The 14,857-nt window shown below is 61.5% G+C and carries 16 protein-coding genes; 11 read left to right on the top strand and 5 right to left on the bottom strand.

Annotated features, from left to right (window positions below; translation table 11 throughout):
• Positions 1-85: 85 nt before the first annotated feature.
• The 3 genes from AC5I5B_RS15470 to AC5I5B_RS15480 are packed head-to-tail and all read left to right on the top strand — an operon-like array spanning position 86 to position 1,642.
• The gene (locus AC5I5B_RS15470) at positions 86-808 is read left to right on the top strand and encodes an SDR family oxidoreductase (RefSeq protein ID WP_003509357.1); all 723 of its coding nucleotides are present in this window, start codon (positions 86-88) and stop codon (positions 806-808) included.
• Between the two features lie 10 nt (positions 809-818).
• Positions 819-1,295 carry a carboxymuconolactone decarboxylase family protein gene (locus AC5I5B_RS15475; protein ID WP_003509356.1) on the top strand — a complete coding sequence of 159 codons (477 nt, stop codon included), beginning with the start codon at positions 819-821 and terminating at the stop codon, positions 1,293-1,295.
• Complete coding sequence (locus AC5I5B_RS15480) at positions 1,292-1,642, top strand: Atu4866 domain-containing protein (protein ID WP_020813085.1); 351 nt, start codon at positions 1,292-1,294, stop codon at positions 1,640-1,642. The genes AC5I5B_RS15475 and AC5I5B_RS15480 overlap by 4 nt, the downstream gene beginning before the upstream one ends.
• Before the next feature lie 56 nt (positions 1,643-1,698).
• Here AC5I5B_RS15480 and AC5I5B_RS15485 read toward each other — a convergent pair whose 3' ends face one another.
• Complete coding sequence (locus AC5I5B_RS15485; RefSeq protein ID WP_003509339.1) at positions 1,699-3,270, bottom strand: helicase HerA-like C-terminal domain-containing protein; 1,572 nt, start codon at positions 3,268-3,270, stop codon at positions 1,699-1,701.
• 314 nt (positions 3,271-3,584) lie between these two features.
• Between AC5I5B_RS15485 and AC5I5B_RS15490 the strand changes: the two genes are divergently transcribed.
• Positions 3,585-3,980 (top strand): hypothetical protein, encoded by a 396-nt coding sequence (locus AC5I5B_RS15490; protein ID WP_003509338.1) that lies wholly within the window; start codon positions 3,585-3,587, stop codon positions 3,978-3,980.
• Between the two features lie 7 nt (positions 3,981-3,987).
• Here AC5I5B_RS15490 and AC5I5B_RS15495 read toward each other — a convergent pair whose 3' ends face one another.
• On the bottom strand, positions 3,988-4,419 hold the full coding sequence (locus AC5I5B_RS15495; RefSeq protein WP_003509337.1) for a winged helix-turn-helix transcriptional regulator: 432 nt from the start codon (positions 4,417-4,419) through the stop codon (positions 3,988-3,990).
• A 103-nt stretch (positions 4,420-4,522) separates the two neighbouring features.
• Between AC5I5B_RS15495 and AC5I5B_RS15500 the strand changes: the two genes are divergently transcribed.
• From AC5I5B_RS15500 to AC5I5B_RS15510, 3 genes are all read left to right on the top strand, one after another.
• The gene (locus AC5I5B_RS15500) at positions 4,523-5,281 is read left to right on the top strand and encodes an SDR family oxidoreductase (RefSeq protein WP_003509336.1); all 759 of its coding nucleotides are present in this window, start codon (positions 4,523-4,525) and stop codon (positions 5,279-5,281) included.
• A 70-nt stretch (positions 5,282-5,351) separates the two neighbouring features.
• On the top strand, positions 5,352-6,158 hold the full coding sequence (locus tag AC5I5B_RS15505; protein ID WP_111834908.1) for an AraC family transcriptional regulator: 807 nt from the start codon (positions 5,352-5,354) through the stop codon (positions 6,156-6,158).
• A 180-nt stretch (positions 6,159-6,338) separates the two neighbouring features.
• A complete protein-coding gene (locus tag AC5I5B_RS15510; RefSeq protein ID WP_099085570.1) occupies positions 6,339-6,950 on the top strand; it encodes a LysE family translocator in 612 nt (203 codons plus the stop codon).
• Positions 6,951-6,975: 25 nt separating this feature from the next.
• Here AC5I5B_RS15510 and AC5I5B_RS15515 read toward each other — a convergent pair whose 3' ends face one another.
• The gene (locus tag AC5I5B_RS15515) at positions 6,976-7,803 is read right to left on the bottom strand and encodes an aldo/keto reductase (RefSeq protein ID WP_003509331.1); all 828 of its coding nucleotides are present in this window, start codon (positions 7,801-7,803) and stop codon (positions 6,976-6,978) included.
• A 111-nt stretch (positions 7,804-7,914) separates the two neighbouring features.
• Positions 7,915-8,841: a bestrophin family protein gene (locus tag AC5I5B_RS15520; RefSeq protein ID WP_020813078.1), complete on the bottom strand. Its 927-nt coding sequence runs from the start codon at positions 8,839-8,841 to the stop codon at positions 7,915-7,917.
• 187 nt (positions 8,842-9,028) lie between these two features.
• Between AC5I5B_RS15520 and AC5I5B_RS15525 the strand changes: the two genes are divergently transcribed.
• Together AC5I5B_RS15525 and AC5I5B_RS15530 are read left to right on the top strand one after the other, a co-directional pair.
• Positions 9,029-9,736, top strand: a complete 708-nt coding sequence (locus tag AC5I5B_RS15525) for a helix-turn-helix transcriptional regulator (protein WP_099085568.1) — start codon at positions 9,029-9,031, stop codon at positions 9,734-9,736.
• A 48-nt stretch (positions 9,737-9,784) separates the two neighbouring features.
• Positions 9,785-10,153: a VOC family protein gene (locus AC5I5B_RS15530; protein ID WP_099085567.1), complete on the top strand. Its 369-nt coding sequence runs from the start codon at positions 9,785-9,787 to the stop codon at positions 10,151-10,153.
• A 138-nt stretch (positions 10,154-10,291) separates the two neighbouring features.
• On the opposite strand, the gene tam is transcribed toward AC5I5B_RS15530, so the two are convergent.
• A complete protein-coding gene (gene tam, locus AC5I5B_RS15535) occupies positions 10,292-11,062 on the bottom strand; it encodes a trans-aconitate 2-methyltransferase (protein WP_080865985.1) in 771 nt (256 codons plus the stop codon).
• Between the two features lie 337 nt (positions 11,063-11,399).
• Here tam and AC5I5B_RS15540 point away from each other — a divergent pair, with 337 nt between their 5' ends.
• Positions 11,400-12,281 carry a branched-chain amino acid aminotransferase gene (locus AC5I5B_RS15540; RefSeq protein WP_111834907.1) on the top strand — a complete coding sequence of 294 codons (882 nt, stop codon included), beginning with the start codon at positions 11,400-11,402 and terminating at the stop codon, positions 12,279-12,281.
• 170 nt (positions 12,282-12,451) lie between these two features.
• Entirely contained in the window at positions 12,452-14,812 is a 2,361-nt protein-coding gene (locus AC5I5B_RS15545; protein ID WP_111834906.1) for a methyl-accepting chemotaxis protein, read from the top strand.
• Positions 14,813-14,857: the final 45 nt, after the last annotated feature.

Below are 14,857 nucleotides of genomic sequence, written 5' to 3' on the forward strand. Positions count from 1 at the left end.
CGGTTATCACGACAATGCCCAAGCTTTATCTTGTCCGCAACGGTCGCTTTCAGAAAAAGCGGGCCGTAACACCAAGGAGAAAGCCATGACATTGAACAAAGTCGTTCTCATCACAGGTGCATCGAGCGGGATCGGTGAGGGTATCGCAAGGGAACTGGCCGCCGCCGGGGCGAGGCTGGTGCTGGGCGCGCGCCGCATGGACCGCTTGCAGGTGCTGGCCGAAGAATTGCGCGGGAAGGGTGCCGAGGTCGTCGCCCATCCGCTTGATGTTACGGACAGACAGAGCGTCGAGGCTTTTGCGGAGGCCGGACGCAAGGCTTTCGGGCAGGTCGACGTCATCGTCAACAATGCCGGTATCATGCCGCTATCGCTGATGTCGTCGCTCAAGGTCGATGAATGGGACCGGATGATCGACGTCAACATCAAGGGCGTGCTTTATGGCGTCGCCGCCGTTCTGCCCGAGATGACCGCCCGCGCATCCGGCCATATCATCAACATCGCTTCCATCGGTGCGCTCGCCGTTTCACCCACGGCGGCCGTTTATTGCGCGACGAAATTTGCGGTGCGGGCGATTTCGGACGGGCTGCGGCAGGAAAACCGCGACCTGCGCGTCACCTGCATTCACCCCGGCGTGGTGGAAAGCGAACTTGCCCACACCATCACCGATCCGGCCGCTGCGGAGCTGATGCAGACCTATCGGGCCATCGCCTTGAAACCCGACGCCATCGGCCGCGCGGTGCGCTACGCCATCGAGCAGCCTGATGATGTCGACGTCAATGAAATCGTCATCCGACCCATCGCTGCCTGAGGAGGCCGACATGAAAGCGATTTTTCCAACCGTGCTTGCGATTACAATGCTTGCGGGAAGTGCCGCCGCCATCGCCAATCCGCAGCGTCTGGATGACAGGCTGCGGCGTGGTGACGACGTCATCCGCAGCCTCAACAATGGTCGGCCCCAGGCCAATCTGGAACGTTTGCGGCAGGAGTTTCCTTTCCTCGCTGAAGCGACCGAAGGTTACGCCCTGGGGGAGGTGTGGTCGCGGCCGGGACTGGATAACCGGACCCGCCAGCTGGCCGCCGTTGCGGTCATGGCGGCCCTTGGCGAGCGGGATCTGATGAAGGTCCACGCCGGTTATGCACTCAATGTGGGCGCAACCGACGAGGAGCTGAAGGAAATGATCTATCTGATCACGGTTCCCGCAGGTTTTCCCAAAGCCATCGCCGCATCCCGGACGCTGGCTGAGCTGTTCGAGGAGCGCCGCGATAACGCCGCATCGGGAGGGCAAAGGCAATGAACATTGTTTCGACATCCGTCGCGCTTCTGCTCGCAACGGCGTCCGCCGATACGGGTTCCCGCAAAACGAGTAACGCCATGGACGTGAACATGACCGAAACGGCTCAAATCCAGAACCACCCTTATATCGGCATGTGGGTCACCGGTGATGGCCATGTTCGTCAGGAGCTTTTGCCTGATGGTCGTTATGACGAGGCGCGGGGCAACCGCAAAAGCGCCTATCAGGGGCGATATGAGGTGAAGGGAAACCATATCGACTATTGGGACGATACCGGTTTTACGGCCGACGGCGAATTCGTCGACGACATTCTCTATCACGGCGGCATGATCTTCTATCGCCAGAAGTAACCGCTGTGCCAATCAAGCGCCGCCCGCCCCATCGGGAGCGGGCGGCGTGCTTGTTTCTATCGCTTCAAACTACCCAAAATCCCGCGCACGATGGCGCGGCCGACGGATGTGGCGACCGAACGGGCGGCACTTTTCATCGCCGCCTCGATTACCGTTTCGCGCTGGTAACCCGTGCGGCGGGCGCCACCATTGCGCGAGCCGGTGGATGCCGGTGCGGCTTCTTCATCGCCGAAGCCGGGCAGACGCCAGCGGCCGGAAGCGCTTTCGGACTGGCTGGAGGCGTTTTCCTCCTCCGCGCGCCTGGCGGCTTCCGCGTCCGCTGCCTTCTGGGCACGGGCAGCGAGAATTTCGAAGGCCGATTCCCGGTCGATATCCTTGTCATATTGGCCGGCGACGGGGCTGATATCGATCAGCGACCTGCGCTCCGCATCCGTCAGCGGTCCGACACGGCCGGAAGGCGGGCGCACGAGGGTGCGCTCGACGATGGAGGGCGCGCCCTTGTCATGCAGGGTCGAGATCAGCGCCTCACCGGTGCCGAGCGTGGTGATGGTGTCGGCGGTGTTGAAGGCCGGGTTCTGGCGGAAGGTGTCGGCCGCCGTGCGCACCGCTTTCTGCTCGCGCGGCGTATAGGCGCGAAGCGCATGCTGCACGCGGTTGCCGAGCTGGGCAAGAACGGTTTCCGGCACGTCGAGCGGGTTCTGCGTCACGAAATAGACGCCGACGCCCTTGGAGCGGATAAGGCGCACGACCTGTTCCACGCGTTCCACCAGCACCCGTGGCGCATCGTTGAAGAGCAGATGCGCCTCATCGAAGAAGAACACCAGGCGCGGCTTTTCCGGGTCGCCCACCTCAGGCAGTTCTTCGAAGAGTTCCGAGAGCATCCAGAGCAGGAAGGTGGCGTAAAGGCGCGGGTTCATCATCAGCCGGTCGGCGGCGAGAACCGAAATGGTGCCGCGCCCGTCCGTGCCCACGCGCATGATGTCGGCGATCTTCAGCGCCGGTTCGCCAAAGAAATTGGCCGCGCCCTGCTGTTCGAGAACCAGCAGCCCGCGCTGCAGCGAACCGACCGAGGATTTGGAAATCAGGCCGAACTGGTTGGAAAGCTCCGATGCGTTTTCGCCCATATAGTTCAGGAGCGATTGCAGGTCTTTGAGATCGAGCAGCGGCAGCCCGCCCTGATCGGCGATCTTGAAGGCGATGTTGAGCACACCTTCCTGCGCTTCCGAGGCATCCATCAGCCGGGCAAGCAGCAGCGGCCCCATTTCGGCGATGGTGGCGCGCACGCGATGGCCTTTTTCGCCGTAGAGATCCCAGAAGATGACGGAGGATTTACCGTAGGAAAAATCGGTGAAGCCGATCTGTTCGACGCGTTTCTGCACCCAGTCCTTGGCTTCGCCTTCCGCCGCGATGCCGGAAAGGTCGCCCTTGATATCGGCGCAGAAAACCGGCACGCCGGCCTTGGAGAAACCTTCGGCAAGAACCTGCAACGTCACGGTCTTGCCCGTTCCCGTCGCGCCGGTGATGAGGCCGTGGCGGTTGCCGAATTTCAGTTCCAGATATTCGCCCTTGTTCAGGCTGTCGTCCGGATTGCGGCTGGTCCCGATATAGAGCTGTCCGTCCTGCAACATCGACCATTTTCTCCTGCGGCTGATGCATGACCCTTAAAATCGCGCCGGATTTTGTAAAAGTCATGTCCGAATTAAAAGCGTAGCTGGCATGCGGTGACCGTTCCTCGCGAAAGCGGCCTTTTCATAGTTTGGTTGTGATGATCTTATAAGGACAGTTTCAAGGCGCAACAACTGCTTGATGCCGATGAGGAAAAACCGCTTGATGAAAGTTGCCGCACCTGTTCGTGGCCGCTTGAATGCAGCATGAGATTGTTTTACGTTGACGTTAACGTCAGTTATTCGATGTTGGCGTCGTTTTTCAACAGGAGGCAAGAATGAACGAAGTCGTGGATCAGATCGCCGTAAAGGCGGGGATCGACCCTGAACTGGCTGAAAAGGCCGTTGGCATGATTCTCGGTTTTCTCCAGCGCGAGGCCGCAGACGGCCCGATCGCGCGGATGATCGAAGCCATTCCCGGCGCCAGCGATCTGGTGGCGCAGTATAATGGCGAGGGTGCCGGCGGCGGCGGCGGTCTGCTCGGCGGCCTGATGAGCGCCATCGGCGGCGGCGGCATCATGGGTCTCGGTCAGCAGCTGATGAGCCAGGGCCTCGGCATGAGCGAGATTTCCACGCTCGCCAAGGAAACCATCTCCGTTGCCCGCCAGCATGCGGGCGATGAGGTTGTCGATCAGGTGATCGCCTCGGTTCCGGGTCTCAGCCAGTTCGCCTGAGGCGAAGCTACTCCATCGCGGGGCGCGGCGGCTGTTCATTGAACAGGCGGCGCGCCTCTTCTATTTCGGCATGGTGCGTTTCCGCCCATATCCAAACGCCGCAAAAGGCGCTGCCCAGCGTGCGGCCGAGGTTCGTCAGAGCGTAATCCACATGCGGCGGAATGACGGGGTGCACGGTGCGGCGCACCAGCCCGTCGCTTTCCATCTGCCGCAGTGTTTTCGTCAACATCTTCTGGCTGATATTGCCCACCAGCCTGCCGATTTGCGTGAAGCGCAGCGTGCCGTGCTCTTCCAGCACTTCCAGAATGAGCATCGTCCATTTGTCAGCCACTTTCGCAATGATGTCCTGAACCAGCGCCTCTATCGCCGGATCGGTATCCGTGGGCGGCGGAACCTTGCGCCGGTTCTCGATGGCCGGGTCGGCCGCGTGCCGTTTCATCTAACACTCTCCATCGGGTAAGTATAAATCTTTTGGGTGCCTACTTTCGATTGGAGAGTATCCTAGCTAACTTCCTTTCAGCCAACAAGCAAAGGATGTTCCAATGAAAATCACGGGCAATACCATTCTCATCACCGGCGGTGGTTCGGGCATCGGCCGGGCGCTGGCGGAAGCGTTTCATCAGGCAGGCAACAGGGTCATCATTTCCGGCCGCCGCCAGGCCGTGCTCGACGAGGTCACGGCCGCCAACCCGGGCATGGCCTCGATGGTGATGGATGCGGCGGACGCCGCGGGCATTCGCGCATTTGCCGACGCGCTGGTGAAGGCCCATCCCACCCTCAACGCCGTCATCAACAATGCCGGTATCATGCGGCCGGAAGACATTGCCGCCGCACCGGATTATCTTGATACGGCCGAAGAAACCATCGCCACCAATCTCCTCGCGCCCATCCGCCTGACGGCTGCGCTTTTGCCGCATTTCCTAAAGCAGCCCGCCGCCACGGTGCTGACTGTCTCGTCGGGCCTCGCCTTCGTGCCCATGGTGCTGACCCCCACCTACAGCGCCACCAAATCCGCCATCCATGCCTATTCGGTTGCGCTGCGCGAGCAGCTGAAGGAGACACCGGTGGAAGTCATCGAAATCGTACCGCCCTATGTGCAGACGACGCTGATGGGCGAGGGGCAGGCGAGCGACGAAAGGGCGATGCCGCTCGACGCCTTCATTTCCGAGGTGATGGATATTCTTGAAAATCGTCCGGACGAGAATGAAGTGGTGGTGGAACGCTGCAAGCCGCTGCGTTTTGCCGCGCAGAACGGCAATTTCGATCAGGTCTTCGCGATGATCAACCATATGCATCCGTAAGCGGCAGCGTCTGTCGCATGGGGACACCCTGTGATAGCGTCGCGTTCTTTTCTGCGGAGCGCGCGCTTTCATGGGCCAAGGCCAGTTCCTGATGCCGAAAACCAGCATGCCCGGCGTCGTCGCCGTGGTGGCGGACAGCGATCGTTCTTTCCCGCGCCACATGCATGATCAGTTTGGCATCGGCCTCATCGAACGCGGCGCGCAGAAATCGCTCTCCGGTCGTGGCATGGTGGAGGCCGGCGCCGGCCATGTCATCACCGTCAATCCGGGCGAGGTGCATGACGGCATTCCGCTCGGGGCGGGCGGTCGCGCCTGGCGGATGCTTTATCTCGACATCGATATCGTCCGCGACGCCATTGCCGATGTCTGCGAGAAGGATCGAGGTTCTTTCGAATTCGCCTATCCCGTTGATGCAAGGCCTTTGGCTGATCGGTTCTGCGCTGTCTTTTCGGCGATGACCGCAAGGCAGCGGCCGGGCGAGACCCTGCATGGCGACGAGGCCCTGCTGATGCTTCTGGCGGGTGCGATGGAGGTGGCTGCCAAACCGCGCGAAACTACCGCACTCGACAGCATAAAACGGGCGAAAAGCATCATCGATGACGATCCCGCCCGGCCGTTCCGCCTCGCCGATCTGGCGAGCGAGGCCGGCATGAGCCTGTTCCGTTTCCTGCGGGCTTTCGCCAAGGCGACAGGCCTGACGCCGCACAGCTATCTTCTCCAGCGGCGCGTGCATCTGGCCCGGCATGCGCTGGCCAGCGGTACGCCGCCTGCCGAGGCGGCCTTTGCCGCCGGTTTTACTGACCAGAGCCATCTGAACCGGTTTTTTGTGCGGCAATTCGGCGTGACGCCGGCGGTTTATCGGGCGGCGTTTTCGTAGATGCTTTCTCCACCCTCATTCCTGTGACAAGCACAGGAATGAGGGAGAGTGGGTTGGCCCAGCCCCTCAGCCTGCTATTACCGCGCGAGTCTCCGAGCATCAGCTCTGCAATTTCGTCCAAGACACCCACCCCACGCGCCATCATGCTCCTGTCCTCCACCCACAGGACATACCCGCACCATGACACCCGAATTCCTCATCACATCCTTCATCGTCGCCGCTTCTCCGGGAACCGGCGTGGTCTACACGCTGGCCGCCGGTCTCTCGCAGGGGGCGAGGGCGAGCGTGATTGCGGCCTTCGGCTGCACGCTCGGCATCGTGCCGCATCTGCTCGCCGCCATCACCGGCCTTGCCGCCATTCTGCACACCAGCGCGCTGGCCTTCGGCATCGTCAAATATCTGGGGGTCGCCTACCTCATCTACATGGCGTGGAATACGCTGCGGGAAGACGGTGCGCTGAAGATCGATGATGCCGGGGAGCCGCAGAAGGCCGCCCGCGTCATCGGCGAGGCGATCCTCATCAATCTCCTGAACCCGAAACTGTCGATCTTCTTTTTTGCCTTCCTGCCGCAGTTCATCGCGCCGGATGAGGTTTTGCCGACATGGCGCATGATCGATCTCGGGCTGATCTTCATGGCCATGACGTTTCTGGTCTTTGCGCTTTACGGCTGTTTTGCCGCCTCGGTCCGGCGGCAGGTGATGTCACGCCCGGCGGTTCTCGCCTGGCTGCGGCGCAGCTTCGCCGCCGCCTTTGTGGCGCTGGGTGCGAAGCTGGCCCTGACCGAGCGATGAAACCGAACCGGACTGCCCCGCCGGCTTAGTCGTCCCAATCGGGTGCGAGGTGGCCGGGGCTGACGATGCGGCCGTTCGGTTTGGCCAGCGCGTGGATGGCCTGCATTTCCTCTTCCGTCAGCGCGAAATCGAAAATGTCGAAATTCTCCTTGAGGCGGCTTTCAGTCGCCGTCTTGGAAAGCGCCACGATATCCGGCTGCTGCACGGCCCAGCGCAGGGTCACCTGCGCGGCGGTCTTGCCATGCTTTGCGCCGATGTCCTGCAGCACGGGATCGTTCGGCACCCTGCCATCGGCCATCAGATAATAGGCCGTCACCGACATCCCGTGTTTGCGCGCGGCCGAAATCACCTTCGTCTGGTCGAGATAGGGGTGATATTCGATCTGGTTGGTGGCAAGCGGCGTGTCGGAAAGTTTCACTGCTTCTTCGGTCAGCGCCACGTTGAAGTTGGAAATGCCGATATTGCGCACCTTTCCGGCCTTGCGCACCGCGTTCAGCGCGCCCATGCGCTCGGCAAGCGGCACATCGCTCTTCGGCCAGTGCAGCAGCAGGAGATCAACATAGTCAGTCTTCAGTTTTGCAAGGCTTTCATCGACGGAGGCGAGAAAATCGTCGTGACGAAAGCGATCCACCCAGACCTTGGTGGTGAGAAATATATCGTGGCGGGAAATGCCTGACTGAGCGAGGACCTCGCCGACGGCACCCTCGTTCTTGTAGATCTGCGCGGTATCGACATGGCGGAAACCGAGTTTCAGCGCCTCCGGCAGAATGCGCCTGACATCGTCTTCCGGAATGCGGAAGGTGCCGAAACCGAGGGCGGGAATATTCGCGCCATTGGCGTTGACGTGATACATGGATGTCTCTCCTGTTTGCTGAAAACATGGTCGGCGGCAGATGCCGGGCGGGGAAGCCGTCTTTCATTAACTGGTGTCCGCGCGATCGGTTTCAACCCGGCGGCGACGATATCACATCAGCACATAATCCACCGGGCGCGGGTCGGCCGGCAGATCGGTCTCGCCCATCGCCTCGCGCAGATTGATCTCGATGGTGGTGGCAAGCGCATTGATCGGCAGGGCATTGAGGCCGGTGCCGAATGGGTCTTCCAGCTCGTCGGACAACGCGTCGAGACCGAAAAACGTATAGGCGATCAGCGTGCTGGTAAAAGGCGTGGCCCAGCCGAGCAGATCCGTGAAACCGAACGGCAGCAACAGGCAGAAGAGATGCGCGGTGCGGTGAAGCAGCAGCGAATAACCGAAGGGAACCGGCGTCTGGCGGATGCGCTCGCACGAAGCCTGCGAGGCCCCCATCTGCTGCACGGTGGCGTCCAGCATCTGCAGCTGGATATCGCTGATCTGCCCCTTGCCATGAGCGGAGACGACAGCGGCGGATATTTCGCGCAGCAGCATGTCCGGTTTGTTGCGGCTGCGGGCATAGGTCTCCGAAAGGTCATCCGGAATGAGGCGGGATGCGGTGGCGGTCGCATCCCCGGGGCGCAGGTGCGAGACCAGCGCGTGGCAGAAGGCGATTACAAGATCGGTGATCCGCCTGCGGGTTACGGGATCGGCTACATCCTGCCGGCCTTCCAGCATGGCGGTCTGTCGCGAAAGCGTGCGGGCGACGGTGATCAGCGCGCCCCATTGCTTGCGGGCTTCCCACCAGCGGTCGTAACAGGCATTGGCGCGAAAGCCGAGGAACACCGAAAGCGCGATGCCGAGCAGCGAAAAGGGCGCGCCGTTCAACGCCTGTACCAGATCCGGCCGGTCCTTGTGCGCCCAGACAACCAGCGTCGACAGCAGGAACACCGCAAGCACCTGCGGAAAGATGCGGACGATGATGGAACCGCGCACGATGAGGAAAAGCTGCAGCAGGTTCGGTTTTGGACGAACGATCATGGCGGAAACTCGAAATGCCTGTGGCGGGTGAGGGGGCGTGAATATCACTGGCCATATCTACATGATGGCGGCGCGGCCTTGTCCACCCTTTTTTGCATGGTTGCACCGGGCGGCTGGCGGCGTTACGCGTCTATCGCCGGGATCGTCAACGGTACGATCCGACTATGCGGGTGGAAGGAAATGTCGCATGTCACGCTCACAACGGCTTCTTGATCTGTTGCAGATCCTGCGCTCCCACCGCATGCCGGTCAGCGGTACGGCCCTTGCCGCGCAGACCGGCGTCAGCCTGCGCACGCTTTACCGCGATATAGCAACGCTTCAGGCGCAGGGTGCTGACATCGAGGGCGAAGCGGGGGTGGGTTATGTGCTGCGACCCGGTTTCCTGTTGCCGCCGCTGATGTTTTCGCAGCAGGAGATCGAGGCGCTGGTGCTCGGCTCGCGCTGGGTGGCGGGCCGCGCCGATGCCGGGCTGGCCGAGGCCGCCCGCGCCGCACTCGTCAAGATCGGCGCCGTGCTTCCCGATGCCCTGCGCGAGGAACTCGATAATTCCACCCTGCTTGTCGGGCCGGGGCAGGGCCTCGCCGCCATCCATGTCGATCTGGCGGCCATTCGCGATACGATCCGCAAGGAAAGCAAGGTCGTCATCACCTATCGCGATGAAAAGGGAGACGTGACGGAGCGGGTGATCTGGCCCTTCGCACTCGCTTTTTTCGATCTGGTGCGGGTGGTGCTGGGCTGGTGCGAGACGCGGCAGGACTACCGCAGTTTCCGGGCCGACCGCATCGAAGATTTCCGTCCCCTGGACAGCCGTTATGCGCGCCGCCGCCAGGCCCTGTTGAAAGAATGGCGCGAACGGGAAAAACAGCGGCGGCGGCATCATGCTGACAAAAACTGACAGTAGCGGGGTCTAGAAACCGTTCATCCGCAACACAGGAGAACAGCCATGAGCCACCCCGATTTCACCATCCTCTACGTCGATAACCCGCCGGCCAGCACGGAATTTTACAAGGCCCTGCTGGGTGCGGAGCCGGTGGAATCCTCACCGACATTTTCGCTGTTCGTGCTTCAAAACGGCATGAAGCTCGGCCTGTGGTCGCAACATACCGTGGAGCCGAAGGCATCGGTCGCGGGCGGCGGCGGAGAGCTCGCTTTCCGTGTCGAAAACGACGCAGAGGTGGATGAGACTTTCGCCAGCTGGAAGGCAAGGGGCGTCGCCATGCTGCAGCAGCCCGCCAAAATGGAGTTCGGCTACACCTTTACCGCTGCCGACCCCGACAACCACCGCCTCCGGGTCTATGCCTTTGCAGGTTAAACATTGGCGTTTAGGCCGGTTGGCAAGATAAGCCAGGGGCCGTCCACGCTTTCTGCATTCCGCGCTCTCCTCATCCCTGTGACAAACACAGGAATGAGGGCGGTGGGGGATGCGTCCACCTGCGACAATCTCACGTCCTTACTTCTTCACCGCCACCACAAAAAGCCGGGGAAAACGCAGCAGCAACCGGCCGTCCGCCATCGGCGGATAGGCCTCCTTGATGCGCCGCGTGTAGTCGGCGAGGAAGGCTTCGCGGTTTTCCTCGCCGGCGGCGGCGAGATAGGGGCGCAGGCCCGTGCCCTTGACCCATTCGACGATGCTTTCCGCATCCTTCATCGGATGATTATAGACGGTGTGCCACACATCCACCCGCGCGGATTTCGGCGTCAGCGCATCGAAATAGTCAGAAGGTGCGGGCAGGGGTTTGCGGCGCAGCCTGCCATCTGCAAAGCTGTCCTTCCAGGCACCGTTCGCGCCGGTCTCCTCCATGGCGCGATGCGTCGGCTCCTGCAGATTGTCAGGCATCTGCACGGCCAGAACGCCGCCGCTTTCCAGCTGGTCCATCAGTTGCGAAAGAACGACGAGATGATCCGGCACCCACTGAAAAACGGCATTGGCGTAAAGCAGGTCTGCCTTCTGCGCCGGCTTCCATTTTGCAAGGTCGGCCTTGCCGAAGCGGGTGGTCGGCAGCCGGTCCGCCGCCTTTTCCAGCATGTCGTCGTCACTGTCGATGCCGGTAATGACGTTGACGCCGTAACGGTCAGTCAGAAGCTCGGTGGAATTGCCGGGGCCACAGCCAAGGTCATAGCCATTCAGCACCCGCTCCAGCGGCACATGGGCCAGGAGATCCCGGGCGGGGCGTGTCCGTTCGTCTTCGAATTTCAGATATTGGTGGGCGGACCATGCCATGGTTTTCCTCCTGCGGACTGCCGTCAGATCGTCAGCATCGCATGGGTGAAATCGCCCCGCCATCATCGGATCGATGAATTATTGTGATGAATCTATTCATCAACCTTTTGTTTCACCTCATAAAACATCTTTGTCGGGCCGTCGCTTTGTTATTTTCCATCAAAATCAGAAATCGCGGCAATTAAAACTTGACCTCGTCAGGGGAGAGGCATTCACTCCGGCCGATTTCCAGCACATCCCAGGTTGAGCGCGCGTAGCGTTCCTCATCCGGAAATGCATCAGAACAAAAAGACGGAGCGTTTTCGTTTAACGGAAACGCTTGAGACAGGAGACCATCATGAGCGTCGATACCGCACCCCGATCAACCACCTGGACTTATGTTGACGGTCAATGGCTGCCCGGCAATCCGCCGCTCATCGGCCCGACCTCGCACGCCATGTGGCTGGCGTCGACGGTGTTTGACGGCGCGCGCTGGTTTGATGGCGTCGCTCCCGATCTCGATCTGCACTGCCAGCGCGTCAACCGCTCTGCCGCCAATATGGGCATGAAGCCGACGATGACGGCGGAAGAGATCGAGGCGCTGGCGCTGGAAGGCGTCAACAGGTTCGACGGCAAGACGGCGATCTATATCAAACCGATGTACTGGGCCGAACACGGCATGCCCGGCAGCGTTGTCGCGCCGGATGCCGGTTCCACCCGTTTTGCGCTGTGCCTTTTCGAAGCGCCGATGGATGCCGGCAAGCCGCTGACGCTCACCGTCTCGCCGCTGCGCCGTCCTTCGCCGGAAACCGCAATGACGGACGCCAAGGCCGGCAGCCTTTACCCCAATAGCGGCCGCGCCATTCTGGAAGCCCGCTCGCGCGGCTTCGACAATGCCCTGATGCGTGACATGAACGGCAATGTCGCCGAATCCGCTTCGGCCAACATCTTCATGGTCAAGGACGGCGTCGTCTTCACCCCGGTTCCGAACCGCACCTTCCTGGCCGGCATCACCCGTTCGCGGGTGATCGGCCTTCTGCGTCAGGCCGGTTTCGATGTCCGTGAGGCGACGCTTTCGGTCGAAGATTTCCGCGAGGCCGATGAAATCTTCTGCTCGGGCAATTATTCCAAGGTTTCGCCTGTCGTGAAGCTGGATGATCGCGAGTTGCAGGCAGGCCCGGTCGCCCGCAAGGCGCTCGATCTTTACATGGACTGGGCGCGTCTCGGCGCAGACGTCTGAGATCGGCAATCATCTCGTAAAGAGGCCACGGCGGGCATTCGGCCTGCCGTGGCCATTGCTTTTCTGCGGTGCAATATTTTCCCCAAAAAGACGGGGGGAATTTAATCCAATTTTAGACAAACGAACTGTAGTTTGCGGCATCTTCACCTCCGGCTAACGAGGGCCGCCAGATGTCTTTCAGCATTCGTAATATACTTGTGGGATTTTTCCTTACCATCAGCCTTGCGCTGGCCGGTTTGGTCGGCAACGAATTGTGGCGCTCGGTCAATCGCGCCGGCACCTTTTCCGAGGTCGCGCAACTCGCCTCGCTCGACAAGCTTCTTTTCAATGCGCTTTTGAATTTCCGCAGTGAACGTGGCGACAGCGCCACGGCGTTGACGCTCGATCCGTCAAAGTCGGCCGGCAGCATCGCCAGCGTGCAGGCGGCACGCCAGAAGGTGGATGCCGCCATGACGGCGTTCCTCACACAGTCTTCATCGCTCGAAAACACGCAGCTGCAAGCGCCGCTCAAGCGTGTGAAAGATGTTTACGCGCAGTTCGTCGAGCTCAGAAAAAAGGTTGACGCCAATGTTTCGCAGCCGCTCGACCGGCGCGAAAGCGGGCTCGACAAGACGGTCATGACGCTCGGCGGCGATTTCCTCGCCTCGCTTGAAGCCGGTTCGACGGCACTTGAAGGCACTGTCCGCTCCCTCGATCAGGGTCAGACCGGTTTGATCCAGCTGCGCTCCTATGGCTGGTCCGCCCGCGCACTTGGCGGCAGCGCCACCGTCATTCTCAACGGCGCCGTCGCCCAGAACCGGCCGCTCACCGCGCAGGAAATGCAGCAGCTCGGCGCAGCCGATGCCGGTGCGGCTTTCGCGTGGAAAGCGACCGGCGATCTGGTCGCGCATGAATCGACGCCGCAGTCGCTCAAGGACATCTACGCCACCGCGGACAAGACCTATTTCAAGGGTGATTTCAGCACCCAGCGCACCAAGCTCATCGACGACCTGAACAACGGCCGCACGCCTGCCTTCACCATGGATAGCTGGCGCACCACCGTCACCGAAAATCTCGGCACGATTGCGAAAATCGCGTCCGCCGCCATGGATGTTCTGGATGCCAATGCCGAAAAGGCAAAACAGGGTGCCTTTATCGATGCGATGATCTATCTCGCCGTCTTCGTCGTCACGCTGGCGCTCTGTATTCTCTCGCTTGCTGTCATCGTCGGCCGCGTCACCCGGCCGATCAGCCGCCTGACCAACGCGATGATGGAGCTTTCGGGCGGTAATCTTGCAATCGATGTCGCCGGTGCAAAGCGTTCCGACGAGATCGGCGAGATGGCCCGCGCCGTGGAAATCTTCCGCGAGGCGGCAATCCGCAACAAGCAGCTGGAGGCGGAAGCCGTCGCCAACCGCGAGCGGGCCGAGCGGGACCGTATCGAGCTGCAGCAGCGTGCCGAGGCCGAGGCCGAAGAACGGCTCAATCAGGCCACGGGTTCGCTAGCGGGCGGCCTTCGCCGTCTTGCTTCCGGCGACATGGTCTGCGAGATCGCCACGCCGTTCGCTCCGCAATTCGAGGCGCTGCGCCACGATTTCAACAGCTCCGTGCATCAGCTGCGCGAAGCGCTCACAAGCGTCGGCCAGTCCGTACAGACAGTGAACGGCGGCGCGCATGAGGTGTCATCGGCATCCGACGATCTTTCCCGCCGCACCGAGCAGCAGGCCGCTTCTCTGGAAGAGACCGCCGCCGCGCTGGAAGAGATCACCGCCAATGTTTCTGCCACCTCCAAGCGAGCAGGCGAGGCGCGCGACACGGTGCGTGAAGCACGGTCAAAGGCCGATCTTTCCGGCAAGGTGGTGCGCGATGCCGTTTCCGCCATGGAGCGCATCGAACATTCCTCGCGCCAGATCGGCCAGATCATCGGCGTCGTCGACGAAATCGCCTTCCAGACCAACCTTCTGGCGCTGAATGCGGGCGTCGAGGCGGCGCGGGCGGGCGATGCGGGCAAGGGTTTTGCCGTCGTCGCACAGGAAGTGCGCGAACTGGCGCAGCGCTCCGCCAATGCCGCCAAGGAAATCAAGCAGCTCATCAACACATCTGCCGTTGCGGTGGGTGAGGGCGTGAAGCTGGTCGCCGACACCGGCGTCGGGCTTTCCGAAATCGAGCAGCTGGTGCTTTCCGTCAACACCCATATGGATGCCATCGCAACGGCGGCGCAGGAACAGTCGGCTGGCCTTTCCGAGGTCAACACCGCCGTCAACCACATGGATCAGGCCACGCAGCAGAACGCCGCCATGGTCGAGGAAATGAACGCGGCCGGTGCGGGTCTCGCGCAGGAATGTGCCAACCTCCACGCCCTGCTTGCGCAATTCCAGCTCGGCCAGCAGACCTCCGCATTGCGGGAGACGGCAAGGCACATGCAGCGGGCCGCAAGCCCCGCCCGTGCGCCTGCCGCACCCGTCGCTGCGCCTTCAAGGGCCCGCCCGGTTGCCGCCTCGCGTGGCAATGCGGCGCTGGCCGTGAAGGGCGACGACTGGACGGAGTTCTGAAGACAATCCAGGTTGGATATGGTGAGGAGCTAGCATCCGCACTCC

Source organism: Agrobacterium sp. (assembly GCF_059499945.1).

What these genes read in the sequence shown, in the direction of transcription:
- AC5I5B_RS15500 (WP_003509336.1), top strand. Translation starts at nt 4,523, where the DNA reads ATGAAAATCACGGGCAATACCATTCTCATCACCGGCGGTGGTTCGGGC.
- tam (WP_080865985.1), bottom strand. Translation starts at nt 11,062, where the DNA reads ATGGCATGGTCCGCCCACCAATATCTGAAATTCGAAGACGAACGGACA.
- AC5I5B_RS15540 (WP_111834907.1), top strand. Translation starts at nt 11,400, where the DNA reads ATGAGCGTCGATACCGCACCCCGATCAACCACCTGGACTTATGTTGAC.
- AC5I5B_RS15470 (WP_003509357.1), top strand. Translation starts at nt 86, where the DNA reads ATGACATTGAACAAAGTCGTTCTCATCACAGGTGCATCGAGCGGGATC.
- AC5I5B_RS15485 (WP_003509339.1), bottom strand. Translation starts at nt 3,270, where the DNA reads ATGTTGCAGGACGGACAGCTCTATATCGGGACCAGCCGCAATCCGGAC.
- AC5I5B_RS15515 (WP_003509331.1), bottom strand. Translation starts at nt 7,803, where the DNA reads ATGTATCACGTCAACGCCAATGGCGCGAATATTCCCGCCCTCGGTTTC.
- AC5I5B_RS15490 (WP_003509338.1), top strand. Translation starts at nt 3,585, where the DNA reads ATGAACGAAGTCGTGGATCAGATCGCCGTAAAGGCGGGGATCGACCCT.
- AC5I5B_RS15525 (WP_099085568.1), top strand. Translation starts at nt 9,029, where the DNA reads ATGTCACGCTCACAACGGCTTCTTGATCTGTTGCAGATCCTGCGCTCC.
- AC5I5B_RS15480 (WP_020813085.1), top strand. Translation starts at nt 1,292, where the DNA reads ATGAACATTGTTTCGACATCCGTCGCGCTTCTGCTCGCAACGGCGTCC.
- AC5I5B_RS15475 (WP_003509356.1), top strand. Translation starts at nt 819, where the DNA reads ATGAAAGCGATTTTTCCAACCGTGCTTGCGATTACAATGCTTGCGGGA.
- AC5I5B_RS15530 (WP_099085567.1), top strand. Translation starts at nt 9,785, where the DNA reads ATGAGCCACCCCGATTTCACCATCCTCTACGTCGATAACCCGCCGGCC.
- AC5I5B_RS15545 (WP_111834906.1), top strand. Translation starts at nt 12,452, where the DNA reads ATGTCTTTCAGCATTCGTAATATACTTGTGGGATTTTTCCTTACCATC.
- AC5I5B_RS15520 (WP_020813078.1), bottom strand. Translation starts at nt 8,841, where the DNA reads ATGATCGTTCGTCCAAAACCGAACCTGCTGCAGCTTTTCCTCATCGTG.
- AC5I5B_RS15505 (WP_111834908.1), top strand. Translation starts at nt 5,352, where the DNA reads ATGGGCCAAGGCCAGTTCCTGATGCCGAAAACCAGCATGCCCGGCGTC.
- AC5I5B_RS15495 (WP_003509337.1), bottom strand. Translation starts at nt 4,419, where the DNA reads ATGAAACGGCACGCGGCCGACCCGGCCATCGAGAACCGGCGCAAGGTT.
- AC5I5B_RS15510 (WP_099085570.1), top strand. Translation starts at nt 6,339, where the DNA reads ATGACACCCGAATTCCTCATCACATCCTTCATCGTCGCCGCTTCTCCG.